This window comes from Serratia sp. K-E0102, from assembly GCF_029962625.1.
GTDB lineage: Bacteria > Pseudomonadota > Gammaproteobacteria > Enterobacterales > Enterobacteriaceae > Serratia > Serratia sarumanii.
On the sequence record NZ_CP124754.1, the window covers coordinates 4,915,475 to 4,932,047 of the forward strand.

A 16,573-nucleotide genomic window follows, 5' to 3' on the forward strand; every position below is an offset into this window, starting at 1 on the left:
CGCGCCTCTGGAGAACACCGATGCTGTTCAAACTATGCAAAACCCTCGCGATGGCCTGCGTGGCCCTGATTATCGCCCAGAGCAGCGCGCTCAGCTTTACCCTCGAAGTGGCGGGCAAGATCGACAACGTGACCGACCCGGTCAACAAAAGCTATCTGTTCACCGATAAGCAGCTGTTGGCGATGCCGGTGCGCAGCATCACCACCTCCACTTCCTGGACGCCGCAGAGAAAATTTGAAGGGATTTCGGTGGCCGATATCCTGGAGCGCGTCGGCGCCAAGGGCGAGACGCTGACCTTCTATGCGCTGAACGACTATTACATCGACGTGCCGCTGTCCGACGTCAAAAAGTACAACATGATCCTGGCCTACAAGATGGACGGGGAAATGCTGAAGCTCAGAAACTTCGGCCCGCTGTTCCTGGTTTACCCGCGCGACGCCGCCGGACCTGAACTGAACTCGCCGTTGTACAACTCGCGCTTTATCTGGCAAGTCGACAGGATCGTGATCAAATGAAGCTGACGACCTTTAAGAACGGCAGCAGGCTGGCGATCCCGGCCATTTTCGCCGCGCTGTTTTTAGTGGCTTCGACCGTCACGCTCTATTACTACAGCGCCACCCTGTCGAAGAAAGGGCTGTATGCCATCGCCGGCACGCAGGAGAACTACTCCTGGTCGATCGCCAAGTTCTCCATCAAGCTGGCGGAGTTCGACACGCTGGTCGAGCAGCAAAGCCACGCCGCGCAGGTGGACAACGACAACCTGCGGCTGCGGTTCGAAATCCTCTATTCGCGTTTTTACGTGCTGGAAACCGTCTCCGAATCGACCCAGCCGCTGTACGCCGAGCCGGGCTACCCGGAAGTGGTCAAACAGATGCGCCTGCAGATGGATCGCATCGATAAGCTGCTGAGCAGTCGGAAAATCGACTTCGGCCAGGTTTCCGCGGCCATGAGGGCCATCAAGCCTTACGCCATCGAAATGGCCAACCTGACCGACCACGCCGAGGTGAAGCAGCGCACCGCCGCCTATGAGGATTACATCGAGAAACGGCACATTATTTTCTATGGGCTGGTGATCGTCATGTTCTCGGTGATCGCACTGATCGCCATCACCCTGATCGTGTTCCGTCAGCAGCGGCTGACCATTCGCCAGCAGGCCAAGGCCATCGAGGCGGAGAAAGCGACGCGCACCAAAAACGCCTTCCTCGGCGCCATCGGCCACGAGCTGCGCACCTCATTGCAGAGCGTGATGTCGGCCATCGACGTGCTGGTGAATACCCGGGTGTCGGCTGAGCATGCGGACACCTTCCAGCGGCTGGAGACCGCCGCGCAGCAAATCGAAAGCCAGATGAAAGATCTGACCGACTACGCGCACCTCGACAGCGGCATGATGGAATTGCGCATCGTGCCGTTCGACGCGCAGAAGCTGATCGCGGAGACCGCCAACGAAATCGCCACCCTGACCCGCAAAGAGCAGGTCAAACTGAGCTGTGAAGTGGAATGCAGCCACCTGCTGGTGCACTCCGATCCGCTGCGCATCCGGCAGATTATCGTCAACCTGCTGACCAACGCCTACAAGTACACCGAAAGCGGCAGCATTACGCTGCACAGCTGCCTGCGCCGCCAGCCGGGCGGCAGTTCGTTGATTATCGAAGTGACCGACACCGGCATCGGTATCGAAAAAGACCAGCTCGATCAGATCTTCAAGCCCTTTCCCCAGTTGGATCAGTCGCATACCAAGCAGTATGCCGGCGTCGGGATGGGGCTGGCGATCGTGCACGGCCTGGTGACATTGCTCGACGGCACCATCACGGTGTACAGCGAAATCAAGAAGGGCAGCACCTTTATCGTCAGCATTCCGGTGCAGATCAGTGAAGACGAACGCGCCGACGCGCCCGCCGCCGCCAATGCCTCTCTGCAGCAGAAGCCACAGCAGGTGCTGGTGGTGGATGACAACAAGTCGGTGGGTGACGCCTTTGCGGCGCTATTGGACAAGCTGGGCTACCAGCACGAACTGTGCGACTCGCCGGAGCGCGCGCTGCAGAAGCTGCTCAGACGCCCTTACGACGCGCTGTTGCTGGATCTGCAGATGCCGGGCATCGACGGCGCCGCCCTGGCCAGGCAGCTGCGCAACCGCCGCGGCCCCAACCGCCATGTGCCGATCATCGGCATCAGCGCCTACACGCCGGAGCAGCTGACGGCGGATCAGCGCGCCCTGTTCGATAACTACCTGATGAAGCCGGTTCGGCTGGATGCGCTGTCAAACGCGCTGGCCGAGGTGTTCCCCGCTAAAGATTAAAACAGCGTTGCAGTGCGGCTTCGATCACATGGAGCCGCACCGGCTTTTCATAAGGGCCGAGCACGTCGTACTCGCGCATCGCCTGAGCGATTTCCGACTCGCGTCGGTCGGTGCCCAGTTCGCCGGTCAGCACCAGTACCGGCGCGTCCGGGTTGTCGGAGGCGCGGATGGTGGCGATACAGCGATCCGCCGTTTCCTCACCGATCAGCCAGTCCACCACGTAGCCGTCAAACAGGCTTTGCTGCAATGCCTGGCAAAAACTGTCGACGTCGTAAAACGCCACCGCGTTGAAGCCGCAGCCGCCGAGATACTTGGCCAGCTCATCGGCCGCCTGATGCGAATCGTCCAATACCGCGATGCTCAGCCGCTCGTCGTCGCCGAAGCCGGGCCGGATTTCGATCAGATCGACGCCGTAACGCGGGCCTGCCGGTGCCTCATCGGCGCGATAGATACGCCACTGCCCTTCCACGCGCAGCGCCACAAATTCCGCCGGCCGCCCGGCAGGAAGCTCATCGCCAATGTGCCCGACGCAAGGCATCGCCACCCCCGCCACGAAAAAGATGGCATCGCGCGCCATGTTTGGCTCGGTGGTCTCGTGTTCGGCGCTCAAATCGGCGATCGCCGCCGGCGTTTCTCCCAACGCGGCCGCGACGCTGTTGATCTGTTCCAGCGTCCAGGGGCTTTGCCCTTTCAGTTTGCGGTGCGCATGTGAAAAACTCAGATCCAAGATGCGGCTGAGCTCGCGGGCATGCTGACGTTTTCCAATCCCGTAATGTAAAAACAGCTCCCTGACCCGATTGGCAATCGACTGTGAATCGAATTTTTGGTGATTGTTATCCATTTGTTCCTTCGATTTTTTTTACTGATTTATCAGTCGTTTTGATTATTTCCGCTGAAAAAGCCACATCTAAAACTGGCATCTCATGCAATTATGCGTTAAAAACGTTGCTTGACATACCATGTTGCATCGTCAAACATGGTATCAAAAGAGACATACAGCAATACACTATAAAAAATAACACCAGCACGTTTTTTAATAATAACCATAGTAACACCAGGGAAAATTTGTTCCGTTGCCGCTACTGAGACGATGAGCACATCGCTCGGACTGCGCAAATCAAACGGGGCTTGAGCCTTTAGCGCTAATCTGTTTTACCCACTTTTAAGCCGGGATCCGTCAGGATCCCGGTTTTTTATTGCCCTGGCGCCGCGCCATCATACGGACTCACCCCGCAGCCGCAAATAAAAACGGAGCCGGCATGCCGGCTCCGTGGTCATTGCGATGATCGCTGAACGTCAGAAGCGCCAGGTAAAACCGGCGTTGACGCTGTTGTCCTGATGGTTCTGCGACAGCAGCCCGCCGTAGCCCAGCGACAGCGTGGCGTTTTCGTTCACCGCCACTTCCGCCCCCGCCTTCAGCACCATGCCGTCGCGCGAGACCGGTACGCTGTCCACCACGAACGGCGCGTTGCCGCCGTTGAACCGCAGCCCGGTACCTCGTTCCAGCCCGCCGTACTGATGTTGCCACCCCAGCTCACTGCGCAGCGCCACCGTCGTGCCCGGGGTCACCTGCCAGGCGGTGTCCGCGCGCAGGCCCAGCGTCGACACCGTCGCGTCCGTGTGCTGCTTGTCGCCGCGCAATGCCGCCGCGCCGCCGCTTTCCGCGATGCCGTTGTTCTCGAAGTTCACGTACGCCAGGTTCACGAACGGCTCCAGATTCAGCCACTCACCCTGCACGCTGTAGCCCGCTTCCGCGAACAGCTGCTCGGTGCGCGCGCTGTACTTCGCCGTGTCGCGATCCGACTGCATCCCGTAGTTCACCGACCGCTTGGTGTCGATGCGGTGCCAGGTGTAGCCCGCCCCGCCGCGCAGCGCCAGCGCCCCGAACTGCTTGTCGCCGTACGCCGCCAGGTGGTAGTTGTCGCTGTCCGCCTTCGACCCGTACCCGCCGTGCAGCGAGGTGCGGGTGTAGCCGGTCGCCACCCCCAGCCGCCAGTCGTCCGCCGCCGCCGAGTCCAGCCCCACCAGCACCCCGTAGGTCGAGGCCTGATAGCCGGTAGCATTGGCGTCGCCCGACGCGTGGTCCCACGCCCCCAGCAGCTGCGCCCAGGCACCGCCCTCATCCGCCTTGATGGCCGACGAGCTCGCCAGCCCTTCCGCCTGACGCAGGCGCCCGTTCAGCGCCTCACGCAGGTAGCGGCTGTCGTTCACCAGCGCCGAGGCGATGTCCGCATGGATTTGCCCCGACAGCTGACGGAACGCCTGCCGCGCTTCGCCCGCCGTGCCGCTGCCGAGCAGGCTCTCGTACACCGGGTTGCCCGCCGCCAGCGCATCCGCCGCCGCCGCCACCGCCCGCTCGTTCGCCGTCTGCGCCACGCTGGCGAAGCTGGTGCCGTTGCGCCCGACGCTCAGCGTCACCCCGGTCGGCTGGTAGCTCAGCCCGGTGCCGAGGAACAGGTAGTTCGGCGCCACCGCGTCAAACTGCCCGCTCACCCCCTGCTGCGCGCTCAGGATGGTGTACTGCTGGCCCAGCAGGCTGCGCACCTCGCTTTGCGTCAGCAGGTTGGGGCTGTTCTCCAGCGTCACCGCCACCTCGCCGCCGCCGATCGTCGCCGATCCGCTGCTCTGGATCCGATCGCTCTGGCCGTTCGGCCCCACTTCCACCGCGTAGCGCGAACCCGGCTCGAAGCTGACGTTGCCCGCCACGTTCAAGGTGCCGATCGAGTTGCCCGGCGCCACGGTGCCGCCGCGGCGGGCAGTCAGCGAACCCACCGTGCCGCTGCCGCCGACAATACCGCCGCTCTGCACGCTGACGGCCGAAGTGACCGAGCCGTTGACTGCCAACCGCCCCTGATTGACCAGCGTCGGGCCGGCATAGGTGTTGGCGCCGGTCATGACCAGCGTGCCCATCCCTTCTTTGGTCAGGCCGCCGTGGCCGGAGATGTTGTTGGAGTAGACTTCCAGTTCGCAGCTGATGTCGTCACACTTTCTGGCGTGCAGCGTGCCGGCATCCACCTCGGCGCCCAGGCCCGGAATATTGGCGACAAACTGGGTCGGGCCGTAGGCCACGCCCGTCGGATCCGGGATGCGGAACTCCGCCGGAATATCCTCGACGGTATAGAACATGCCCGGGCCGTTAATGGCTTTGCCCAGGTTGATCATCCCCCAGCCGTAGAGCGCGTCGATGCCCGGCGCGCCCATGTCGGTGGCGGTAGTTTTCAGCACGTCGGCAATCTGCGCCGAACTCATGTACGGGAAACGCTGCAGCAACACCGCCACCGCGCCGGTGACGTGCGGCGTCGCCATCGAGGTGCCGTTTTTATTGCCGTAGTCCGACACCAGGTTGGCCGGATCGGAACCGTTGGCCACGGTGCTGTAGATTTTGCTGCCCGGCGACGAGACGCAGAAGCTGGCGGTATAGCCGCAGCGGGAAGAGAAGCTGCTGATGGTGTAAGGCACGCTGTTGGTCGATGCCGCATCCTGCGCCACGCTGGCGACCGACAGCCAGTTTGGCGCGATGTCCGGCACGAAGTAGGCCAGCCCGCTGATCACATCCGGCTGGTTGTAGTTGCCGTCGTTACCGGCGGCGAACAGCACCAGAATATTTTTGCGCGCGGCGTCGATGGCGCCCTGATAGCCTGCGCCGGCCAGGCTGCCGAGCAGCGGTTTGACCTGATCGAATTGTTCCTGCGCATCCTTCAGCTCAAAGTGCAGCGCATTAGGATCGCGGCCGCCGTCGGACAGAAAGTCGGGAATACTGACGCCCCAGCTGTTGTTGATCACCCGCACGCCGTTGTTGATCATCGCCTGCCAGCCGGCATTGGTGACGGCGCCGTCCAGGCCGAGGAATTCACCATAGGCCGGGCCGTCGTTGTCGTTATCGACGCTGATCACCTGCGAATCGAAAGCCACGCCGTGCATGCCGACGCCGTCGCGGTTGGCGGCGCTGATGCCCGCAACGTGCACCCCATGATTGCTCAGCATGCCCTGTGAACCGCTGTAGAAGTGGAAGGTGCCGTCGAAGTAAAAGCGGTCGCCGGCGTTAATGCCCGGCCGGTGCGGATCGGTGTAGGCGCGATAGCCTTCGGTGACCACGTTGATCAGTTTGCCGTCGCCGGCGAACTCGGGATGGCGGTTGACCGGGGTATCGAAAATGCCCACCTTCTGCCCTTTGCCGGTATAGCCGGCGGCGTAGGCCTCATCGGCATGGATCGCCCCCAGCCCCCAGTTGGCGTTGAATTCGGCGTTGCGCCAGCTGGCCGGATCGCCGGCTTGGCCGTTCACCTCGTGCGGCGCCGCCTGTGCATACCCCGCCAGCGCCATGCAGCAGACTAGCGCGTTCAGCCGCCACGGCGAGCGGCGAGCATTTCCTTTGCTATCAAAACCCATTGTTGTTGTCATTTCCTTACCTTTTGCTTGTTATTGGCCGACGCCTCAGGTGCGCCGGGCTTTCATTAGCAGGATGTGAAAAAGGAACCGTCCGCAGACGGTTCCGGTACAAGGATTGAATCGATGGTGTTTGTGCTTAGAAGCGCCAGGTGAAACCGGCGTTGACGCTGTTGTCCTGATGGTTCTGCGACAGCAGCCCGCCGTAGCCCAGCGACAGCGTGGCGTTTTCGTTCACCGCCACTTCCGCCCCCGCCTTCAGCACCATGCCGTCGCGCGAGACCGGTACGCTGTCCACCACGAACGGCGCGTTGCCGCCGTTGAACCGCAGCCCGGTACCTCGTTCCAGCCCGCCGTACTGATGTTGCCATCCCAGCTCGCTGCGCAGCGCCACCGTCGTGCCCGCGCTCACCTGCCATTCGGTGTCCGCACGCAGGCCCAGCGTCGACACCGTCGCGTCCGTGTGCTGCTTGTCGCCGCGCAATGCCGCCGCGCCGCCGCTTTCCGCGATGCCGTTGTTCTCGAAGTTCACGTACGCCAGGTTCACGAACGGCTCCAGATTCAGCCACTCACCCTGCACGCTGTAGCCCGCTTCCGCGAACAGCTGCTCGGTGCGCGCGCTGTACTTCGCCGTGTCGCGATCCGACTGCATCCCGTAGTTCACCGACCGCTTGGTGTCGATGCGGTGCCAGGTGTAGCCCGCCCCGCCGCGCAGCGCCAGCGCCCCGAACTGCTTGTCGCCGTACGCCGCCAGGTGGTAGTTGTCGCTGTCCGCCTTCGACCCGTACCCGCCGTGCAGCGAGGTGCGGGTGTAGCCGGTCGCCACCCCCAGCCGCCAGTCGTCCGCCGCCGAGTCCAGCCCCACCAGCACCCCGTAGGTCGAGGCCTGATAACCCGTGGCGTTGGCGTCGCCCGACGCGTGGTCCCACGCCCCCAGCAGCTGCGCCCAGGCACCGCCCTCGTCCGCCTTGATGGCCGACGAGCTCGCCAGCCCTTCCGCCTGACGCAGGCGCCCGTTCAGCGCCTCACGCAGGTAGCGGCTGTCGTTCACCAGCGCCGAGGCGATGTCCGCATGGATTTGCCCCGACAGCTGACGGAACGCCTGCCGCGCTTCGCCCGCCGTGCCGCTGCCGAGCAGGCTCTCGTACACCGGGTTGCCCGCCGCCAGCGCATCCGCCGCCGCCGCCACCGCCCGCTCGTTCGAGGTCTGCGCCACGCTGGCGAAGCTGGTGCCGTTGCGCCCGACGCTCAGCGTCACCCCGGTCGGCTGGTAGCTCAGCCCGGTGCCGAGGAACAGGTAGTTCGGCGCCACCGTGTCAAACTGCCCGCTCACCCCCTGCTGCGCGCTCAGGATGGTGTACTGCTGGCCCAGCAGGCTGCGCACCTCGCTTTGCGTCAGCAGGTTGGGGCTGTTCTCCAGCGTCACCGCCACCTCACCGCCGCCGATCGTCGCCGATCCGCTGCTCTGGATCCGATCGCTCTGGCCGTTCGGCCCCACTTCCACCGCGTAGCGCGAACCCGGCTCGAAGCTGACGTTGCCGGCCACGTTAAGGGTACCGATCGAGTTGCCCGGCGCCACGGTGCCGCCATCACGGGCGGTCAGCGAACCGAGCGTGCCGCTGCCGCCGACGATGCCGCCGCTCTGCACGCTGACGGCCGAGGTGACCGAGCCGTTGACAGCCAACCGCCCCTGGTTGACCAGCGTCGGGCCGGAATAAGTATTGTTACCGGTCAGCACCAGCGTGCCGATGCCCTGCTTGGTCAGGCCGCCGTGGCCGGAGATGTCGTTGCTCCAGACGTCCAGGCCGCACAGCACATCGCTGCAGACGCGCTCGGTCGGTTTGCCCTTGTCCAGCACCGCGCCGACGCCCGGCAGATCCACCACGAACTGGGTCGGGCCGTAAGCCACGCCCGTCGGATCCGGGATGCGGAATTCTTCGGGAATATCCTCGACGGTCGCCAACATGCCAGGGCCGTTGGTGGCTTTGCCCAGGTTGATCATCCCCCAGCCGTAGAGCGCGTCGATGCCCGGCGCGCCCATGTCGGTGGCGGTGGTTTTCAGCACTTCCGCCACCTGCGCGCCATTCAGATACGGGAAACGCTCCATCAGCACCGCGACGCTGCCGGCCACGTGCGGCGCCGCCATCGAGGTGCCGCTGTATTTGGCGTAGCCGGTCGTCAGATTCTCCACGCTGGTGCCTTCAATCACCGAGCTGTATACCCGGGTGCCCGGCGCCGAAACGCAGAAGCTGGCGGTGTAGCCGCAGCGGGAAGAGAAGGTGCTGATGCTGTAGTCGCCGCTATTAGAGGGATCCTGCAAGCTGGCGACCGACAGCCAGTTCGGTGCAATCTCCGGCACGAAATAGGCCAGGCCGGCCATGGCATCGGGGTTATTCAGATTGCCGTCGTTACCGGCGGCGAAGATGGTGACCACGCCGCTGCGCGCCGCGTCGATCGCGCCCTGATAGGCGCCGCCGGGCTTGGTGCCGAGGATCTGTTTGATCTGATCGAACTGCTTTTGCGCATCGTTCACCGTGAAGTGTGGATAAGCCGGGTCATAACCCCCCTCCTCAAACTTTTCGGTAATGCCGATGCCCCAGCTGTTGTTGATGATGCGCGCGCCGCTGGCCACCAGCGCATCCCAGCCGGCCTGGTACACCGCGCCGTCGTTGCCGAGGATGATGCCGTCCTCCGGGCCGGGATCGCCGTTTTCGGCGCTGATGATCTGCGCGTTGAACGCCACGCCGTGCATGGCGCCGCCGTCGCGGCTGCCGGCGGCGATGCCGCCCACGTGGGTGCCGTGCGAACCGAGCGTGCCATCGGAGTCCACGCTCGGCGTACCGTCATAGCGGAAAGTGTCGCCTTTTTTCACCGGGATATAGGGATCGGTGTATTCGCGGATGCCTTCGGTGACCAAATTGATCACCTTATTCTCACCGGCAAATTCGGGATGCTTGGCGTAGACCGGCTGATCGAAAATGCCAAGTTTGATGCCTTTTCCGGTATAACCAGCGGCGTAGGCCTGGTCGGCGTGGATCGCCCCCAGCCCCCATTCCGCGTTGAACTCACTGCTGCGCCAGCTGGCCGGATCGCCCGCTTTGCCGTTCTCTATATAGCTGGCAGCCTGCGCCCCGCCGATCGCCGTCAGGCAGATCAGCATCGCGCTCCATTGTGCGCGATGAACTCCGATTTCAGGCCAGCCGAAGGCCGCCCGAGCGGATTTGACTCCTCTAAGTTTCTTCTCCATCCCAGATACCGTCCGTTGTTGTTTGCAAATGTTTTATAAGATTTTTTGTGTAACAGTTTGGTAATACCAAATAAATAAAGCACAACAATCTCAAGTGCGCTTAATGTGTCACTCGGCAGTTCGGCGGGAGGAGAGAAAGTTTCAGGGGTGAATCAGGCCAGCGACGATAAGAAATGACAATGACGCTTGGCGGTATCGGAGCGGCGATAGCACGTGAGGGAATAAATATTAATTAACTGATAAATAAAAATATAATTCATGGGCAAATGAAGGGTGTGGCCGCCTGAAAAGTGCTTAACAGGCGTCTTTTATCACTTTTAATTATAAATTTTGCCAATATTCACTCAGTGAATTATGCTGGTTTTTCAGTCAGCCATCGGCAAAAATTGGATTATCCTGCTGATGTTTTTTTGCGGTTCGTCGCGTCCTCTTCCGCCTGACGAAGGATGGCTTTGGCCATCCATTGCGTGACGTCCTGAATGCTCTCAAGCTCCAGCCCCCAGATATCTTTCAGCACCAGGAACACCTCCGAGCCGTAAATCAGCGAGAAAGCATGAATCACTCTCTGCAGAGAGTCCGGCGGCAGTTTGCCCTGCAGCGGTTCTACCGCCAGCGCCAACAGACGCTTGCGGTTGCCGCGCACGAATTTTTCGCCCGGCGTCGCGTGCGCCCACTGCTGCAAAGAGAGCTGCAACGCCGCGCGCAACGCCCCCTCGTGCCGTTCCATCTGAGGATAGGCGAAGGTCAGCAACTGCTGGATGCGCTTCAGGGCATCATCGTCTTGCGGGCGCCATTCCAGAATAGGCCCCAGGCTTTCCGCCACCACGGCGCTAATCAGCGCACTCTGGGTCGGAAAGTAGCGGTAGGCGGTCGCACGCGATACCTGCGCATACGCCGCCAGTTCGGTGATCGAAGGAAACGCGCCTTCGTCATACAGCGCCATCGCGCTGGCCAGCAACAAACGGTAGGTTTTTGCCCGGGTGGACGTCAGTGAAGGATCGAACGGGGTGGGAAAAGCATTTATCGGCACTTAAACCTCATACATCTGTACATGCTTGCGCGGCTGGAGATACGCCACTGCCGACAGGTTGACGACAAAGGCTCGGCCGCGCAAAAAGCTCAAAAATGAGACAGAAGTCCCATTTTGCACTGAGCTGCCCTTGCAAAAATGATACTGCCGTCTCATTATATAAATACATTAATCAATTTAATTTAAATGCCAACGCCAGGGCACCTAAAAAAATATAATACATTAATTTTTAAAATAAAAATTAGAAGCACCTCGGAAAAACCCATGAAAGATACTTCAAATTTTGTCTATATTGCTACCACAGCAGATACGAAAGGACAAGAGTTGGAGTATGTGCGGCGGCTGATTGCCAGCCTGGATTTACCCACGCGAACCGTCGATCTCTCCACCCGTAGCTTGCCGTTTGACTCCCCGGCCGAAATCGGCCCAGAAGAGGTCGCTCGCCACCATCCGGCGGGTGCCGGCGCGGTCTTCTGCGCCAGCCGCGGCCAGGCGATCGCCGCCATGGCGACCGCTTTCGAACGCTTTATCCTGACGCGCCGCGATATCGCCGCCCTGCTTGGCCTGGGCGGCTCCGGCGGCACCGCCATCATCACGCCGGCCATGCAGCAACTGCCGATCGGTCTGCCGAAAGTGATGGTCTCGAGCATGGCGGCGGGTGACGTTTCCGCCTATGTCGGCGCCAGCGATATCAGCATGCTGTATTCGGTCACCGATCTCGCCGGCCTGAATCGCATCTCGCGACGGGTGCTGGGCAACGCGGCGCGCCAGATTGCCGGTGCAGTCCGCTTCGCCGCCGTCGACTCTCACGACGACAAGCCGGCGATCGGCCTGACAATGTTTGGCGTCACCACGCCCTGCGTTCAGGCATTGATTGCCGAGTTGGGATCGCAATGGGATTGTCTGACGTTTCATGCGACCGGCAGCGGCGGCAGAGCGTTGGAAAAACTGATCGATAGCCGCCAACTGCACGGCGCCATCGATTTGACCACCACCGAAGTGGCCGATCACCTGTTTGGCGGCGTGCTGCCCTGCAATACCGATCGTTTCGGTGCCATCGCGCGTACCGGCATCCCGTGCGTGCTCTCCTGCGGCGCGATCGACATGATCAACTTCGGCGCGCCGAACACGGTGCCGGCTCGCTATGCCAACCGTCTGCGCCACCCTCACAACCCGCAAGTGACGCTGGTGCGCACCAGCGCGCGGGAGAATGCGTTAATGGGGCGTTGGATGGGCGAAAAAATCAACGCCTGCGCGGGCGAAGTGCGTTTCGTTATCCCGGCGGGCGGCGTATCGGCTCTGGACGCGCCCAGGCAACCGTTCTGGGATCCGGCGGCGCTGGCCGCCTTTACGCAAGCGCTGGAAGAAACGGTGCGCGCCACCGACAAACGCCGGTTGATAAAAACGCCTTATCATATTAACGACCCGCGCTTTGCTCAGGCCGTTGCCGAGCAGTTCCGGCACATGGTCAGCGGAGAATGATTATCACTCACTTCATAGCCTGCCAGTGATAACGCCAAATAGAAAAAGGGCCAGACAAATAGTCTGGCCCTTTATTATTCACCGCGAGCGGATATTACTGATCGGAGGACATCTGCGCCTTCATTTTATTCATGTGGTCCATCATCTTTTGCTCACGTTTCTGATAATTCTCATTGTATTGTTTTTTCTGCTCAGGGGTCAGCAGGTTATACATTTTATTTTCCGCTTTGGCGCGCTCCAGCATGCGTTCGGATTGCGCTTTGCCGATCGCGTCAATTTGCGCCTTCGCCTTCGCTTCGTCAAAGCTGTCGGAAGCGACCAGATTGTGCAGCGCCTGGCGCTCCTCTTTCATGCCCGGCCCGCGCTTCTGGTGCGACTCTTTCATAATATCGCGCATCTGCTGGCGCTGCTGCTCGGTCAGGTTCAGCCCGGCGAACGGGCCGCCTTTGCCTTCACCCTTGTGATGCATCATTTTCATCGGCGCCGCATCCGCCGCCGGGGCAGTGGTGTCCGCAGCGAACGCCGCGGAAGCAGAACCCAGGGCCAGCGTGGAAGCAATAAATAAAGCCGTCAATTTACGCATAATCATTTCCTTAAAAGTTTTTCTTCATCAGGAGCGCTGTACGTTAACAGGCTCATTCGTCGTCGGAGATAATAATAGGCTGATAAATTTCAAGTAATGCGAGGGTGTGTAAACTTTTTAAAACCCGTCTCGGATTTATTCACCAATTATGAGAAAACTATGAAGATGGCGTTTATTTGATGGAAATTTTAATTTCCCGGCAACAATCCCCCCGGTGGAGTTATTTTTCCGCTTTCCCCTTACCGTTATAATTTACTCGCCTGCACGGCAACCTTACATCAACCGTTTTCCGATAACGGGGGAAGTCAGTACCAGCATCACAGGATCCGATGTTCTCCTACACTTTAAGACAACCGGCCGCCGGGCGACGTTTACACCGCAAAACTAATCATTGCTTATATAATAGTTTCCATCACCCGCCCCGCCTGTGAAAACCTGTTATATGATGCACAGATGCGTACGGCGATCGCTTTCGGGCCAACAGGCTGCCCGGAGCTGTGCTGACCGGCCGCCCGTGCTCTTTTGAGGAATCATCATGCCCGCAGACCAAGGCCCTGAGCTTCTTAACGCCCACTTCGGCACCCAAAGCCCCCACTGGCGGCTGGCGTTTGACAGCAATGCCCTGGAGCTGTCCGCCGTTAAAGGCAAAGCCCACGTCGCGGTGGCGCTCAGTGCCATGGAAGCGGCGAAAATCCGTCGCCTGACCGGCGTCACCGCCAGCCTGGAGCTGACCATTACGCTAGCCGGTGCACCGCTGCATCTGCATCTGGTCGGGCGCCGCGTCAACAACCTCGAATGGGCGGGCACCGCTTCCGCCTTCAGCGACACCCAATCTGTGGCGCGCGACCTGGTGCACGGCCTCTCCTTCGCCGAGCAGGTGGTGTCCGAAGCCAACTCGGTGATCGTGATCGTCGATCAACACGGCCGCATTCAGCGTTTCAACCGGCTGAGCGAGGAGTATACCGGGCTGCACGAACACGAGGTGATCGGCAAAAACGTTTTCCAGCTGTTTATGAGCCCGGAAGAAGCCGCCGCTTCGCGGCGCAACATCGCCGGCTTCTTCCGCAACGGTTCGTCCTATGAGGTGGAACGCTGGGTAAAGACGGTCAAGGGCGAACGGCTGTTCCTGTTCCGCAATAAGTTCGTGCACAGCGGCAGCGGCAAAAACGAAGTCTTTCTGATCTGCTCCGGTACCGACATCACCGAAGAACGCCGGGCGCAGGAGCGACTGCGGGTGCTGGCCAACACCGATCTCATCACCGGCCTGCCGAACCGTAACGCCATCCAGGACAAGATCAATCACGCCATCGCCACGCGCGGCGAAGAGAGTTTCGGCCTGGTGTACCTCGATCTCGACAACTTCAAAAAGGTCAACGACGCCTACGGCCATATGTTCGGCGATCGGCTGCTGGTCGAGGTCGCGCTGGCGATCCTCGGCTGCCTGGGCCCGGACCAGGTGCTCGCCCGCCTCGGCGGCGACGAATTCCTGGTGCTGGCACCGCAAACCGATCGCGAGCGCCTGCAAACGCTGGCGCAGCGCATCATCGACAGGCTGAAAACCCCTTTCCGCATCGGCCTGATTGAGGTGTATACCGGCTGTTCTATCGGCATCGCGCTGTGCCCGGAGCACGGCAACGATCTCGACAGCCTGATCCGCAGCGCCGATACCGCCATGTACGTCGCCAAGGAGCACGGCAAACGTACCTATACCGTCTTCTCGCCGGAGATGAATAAACGTGTCGCCGAATACATGTGGCTGGACACCAACCTGCGCAAAGGGCTGGAGCAAAATCAGCTGGTGCTGTATTACCAGCCGAAAATCGACGCGCGCAGCGGTGAAGTGCACAGCGTGGAAGCGCTGGTGCGCTGGGATTCGCCGGAGCGCGGCCTGATCCCGCCGCTGCAGTTCATTTCCTACGCCGAGGAGTCCGGCCTGATCGGCCCGCTCGGCCAATGGGTGCTGCAGACCGCCGCCGGGCAGGCGGCGCAGTGGCAAGAACAGGGCTTGAATCTGCGGGTGGCGGTCAACCTCTCTGCCCGTCAGCTGGCCGATGACAGCATCGTCAACGACCTGCTCGGGGTGCTGCGCCGTCACCGCATGGCCCCCTGTCTGCTGGACTTCGAGTTGACCGAAAGCAGCCTGATTGAAGACGAGAACCGCGCGCGCGCGTTGATCACCCGGCTGCGCGAACTGGGCGCGCAGGTGCATCTCGACGACTTCGGCACCGGCTATTCGTCGCTGGCGCAGCTGGCGCGCATTCCTCTGGACGCCATCAAGCTGGATAAAAGCTTCGTGCGCGGGGTGAATTTCAACCCGGTATCGCAATCGTTGGTGCGCGCGATCGTTGCGGCGGCGGAGGCGTTGGCCTTCCGGGTGATCGCCGAAGGGGTGGAGACCGAGAGCGAAAACCACTTCCTCGACGAGGTCGGCGTGGACGAAAAACAGGGCTTTCTGTTTGCGCGGCCAATGCTCCCGGAACAGCTGGAGCATTGGCTGCAGTCCTATCGCCCGCGCTCACCCTCCGCATGAGGCGGGCGCGTTAAGGTTAGCCGGCACGACGCAGGTTCAGGGTATGGCGATCCTGCAACATCACCAGCCGCTCGATGTAGGCGCGGTCTTTTTCCTCAATGGTAAAGGCCGAGTGCACCCAATCTTCGGTAATGTCCATCAGCTCGGAGCGCGTCAGCTGCAACACGCGCTGACGCGCCCGCAGCATGGCGCGCATGCCGTTGAGCTTCGGCCGAATGGTATCGATAAAGGTGCGCGTCGCCATGTAGGCGTCGCCGGGCTGGAACAGCTGATCCACCAGCCCGCGGCTCTCGAACCACTCTGCGGTGTGCGACTCGCCGCCCCAAATCAGCTCCTCGGCCAAGCGCATGCCCGCCTTGCGCGCCACCAGCGAGTAACCGCCCATGCCGGGAAACAGGTTGAACGCGATCTCCGGAAACCCCATGCGCGCATTGTTCTGCGCCAGCACGAAATGGTGCGCCAACGCCGCTTCAAAGCCGCCCCCCAGCGCACTGCCTTCGACCATCGCAATGCTGACCGCGCCGGTGTCGAAACCGCGAGCCGCCGCATGCACGCAGTCGATGCAGGCGCGCGCGTAGGCCATCATCGCCTCGCGCTTGCGGTTTTTGATCGCGTCGGCGAAGAACTGCAGATCGCCGCCGACGTTGAACATGTTCGGCACCAGCGAGCCGGTGACCCAGAAATCGAACCGCAGCGAAGATTCCTTCGCCGCCTGCGCCAGCGTCATGATGTCTTCGATCAGCGCCTGGTTGAAGCAGGGGCGCGGCGCGGCGCGCAGCAGCATCCACATGATGTGCCGCCCCTCTTCATAGTAGGCGGACAGCTGCGACAGATTGCCCGCTTCGGTAAACGGGCGGCAGGTGGGGTGATTAAGCAATTTCATAAGACCTTCCAGTTTTTCTGTTGATGACGGATGAGACCGTTCCAGCCCCTACGGCTGCAGCGGAGCGGCGAGCGGCAAAGCGCAACGCCACATCATGAGTAAACGCTTTCTCGCCGACGAAACAGATAAAAATTGG

10 protein-coding genes are annotated in these 16,573 nt (G+C 61.3%); 4 read left to right on the plus strand and 6 right to left on the minus strand.

Going from position 1 to position 16,573, the window contains the following annotated elements:
• Positions 1-20: 20 nt before the first annotated feature.
• Together SSARUM2_RS23225 and SSARUM2_RS23230 are read left to right on the plus strand one after the other, a co-directional pair.
• The gene (locus tag SSARUM2_RS23225; protein ID WP_033636391.1) at positions 21-515 is read left to right on the plus strand and encodes a molybdopterin-dependent oxidoreductase; all 495 of its coding nucleotides are present in this window, start codon (positions 21-23) and stop codon (positions 513-515) included.
• Positions 512-2,296 (plus strand): ATP-binding protein, encoded by a 1,785-nt coding sequence (locus SSARUM2_RS23230; protein WP_282488512.1) that lies wholly within the window; start codon positions 512-514, stop codon positions 2,294-2,296. The genes SSARUM2_RS23225 and SSARUM2_RS23230 overlap by 4 nt, the downstream gene beginning before the upstream one ends.
• Here the strand turns inward: SSARUM2_RS23230 and SSARUM2_RS23235 are convergent.
• From SSARUM2_RS23235 to SSARUM2_RS23250, 4 genes are all read right to left on the minus strand, one after another.
• Positions 2,286-3,137, minus strand: a complete 852-nt coding sequence (locus SSARUM2_RS23235) for a helix-turn-helix domain-containing protein (protein ID WP_033636393.1) — start codon at positions 3,135-3,137, stop codon at positions 2,286-2,288. The genes SSARUM2_RS23230 and SSARUM2_RS23235 overlap by 11 nt on opposite strands.
• Positions 3,138-3,592: 455 nt before the next feature.
• Entirely contained in the window at positions 3,593-6,685 is a 3,093-nt protein-coding gene (locus SSARUM2_RS23240; RefSeq protein WP_125863081.1) for an autotransporter serine protease, read from the minus strand.
• 136 nt (positions 6,686-6,821) lie between these two features.
• Positions 6,822-9,842 (minus strand): autotransporter serine protease, encoded by a 3,021-nt coding sequence (locus SSARUM2_RS23245; protein ID WP_225369125.1) that lies wholly within the window; start codon positions 9,840-9,842, stop codon positions 6,822-6,824.
• A 478-nt stretch (positions 9,843-10,320) separates the two neighbouring features.
• Entirely contained in the window at positions 10,321-10,959 is a 639-nt protein-coding gene (locus tag SSARUM2_RS23250) for a TetR/AcrR family transcriptional regulator (RefSeq protein WP_033636396.1), read from the minus strand.
• A gap of 264 nt (positions 10,960-11,223) precedes the next feature.
• Here SSARUM2_RS23250 and SSARUM2_RS23255 point away from each other — a divergent pair, with 264 nt between their 5' ends.
• Positions 11,224-12,441: a Tm-1-like ATP-binding domain-containing protein gene (locus tag SSARUM2_RS23255; protein ID WP_060453107.1), complete on the plus strand. Its 1,218-nt coding sequence runs from the start codon at positions 11,224-11,226 to the stop codon at positions 12,439-12,441.
• Between the two features lie 94 nt (positions 12,442-12,535).
• Here SSARUM2_RS23255 and spy read toward each other — a convergent pair whose 3' ends face one another.
• The gene (gene spy, locus SSARUM2_RS23260) at positions 12,536-13,024 is read right to left on the minus strand and encodes an ATP-independent periplasmic protein-refolding chaperone Spy (protein ID WP_033636398.1); all 489 of its coding nucleotides are present in this window, start codon (positions 13,022-13,024) and stop codon (positions 12,536-12,538) included.
• Between the two features lie 535 nt (positions 13,025-13,559).
• Between spy and pdeR the strand changes: the two genes are divergently transcribed.
• Complete coding sequence (gene pdeR, locus SSARUM2_RS23265; RefSeq protein WP_039569730.1) at positions 13,560-15,554, plus strand: cyclic di-GMP phosphodiesterase; 1,995 nt, start codon at positions 13,560-13,562, stop codon at positions 15,552-15,554.
• A 16-nt stretch (positions 15,555-15,570) separates the two neighbouring features.
• On the opposite strand, the gene SSARUM2_RS23270 is transcribed toward pdeR, so the two are convergent.
• The gene (locus SSARUM2_RS23270) at positions 15,571-16,437 is read right to left on the minus strand and encodes a crotonase/enoyl-CoA hydratase family protein (protein ID WP_033636400.1); all 867 of its coding nucleotides are present in this window, start codon (positions 16,435-16,437) and stop codon (positions 15,571-15,573) included.
• Positions 16,438-16,573 lie beyond the last annotated feature (136 nt).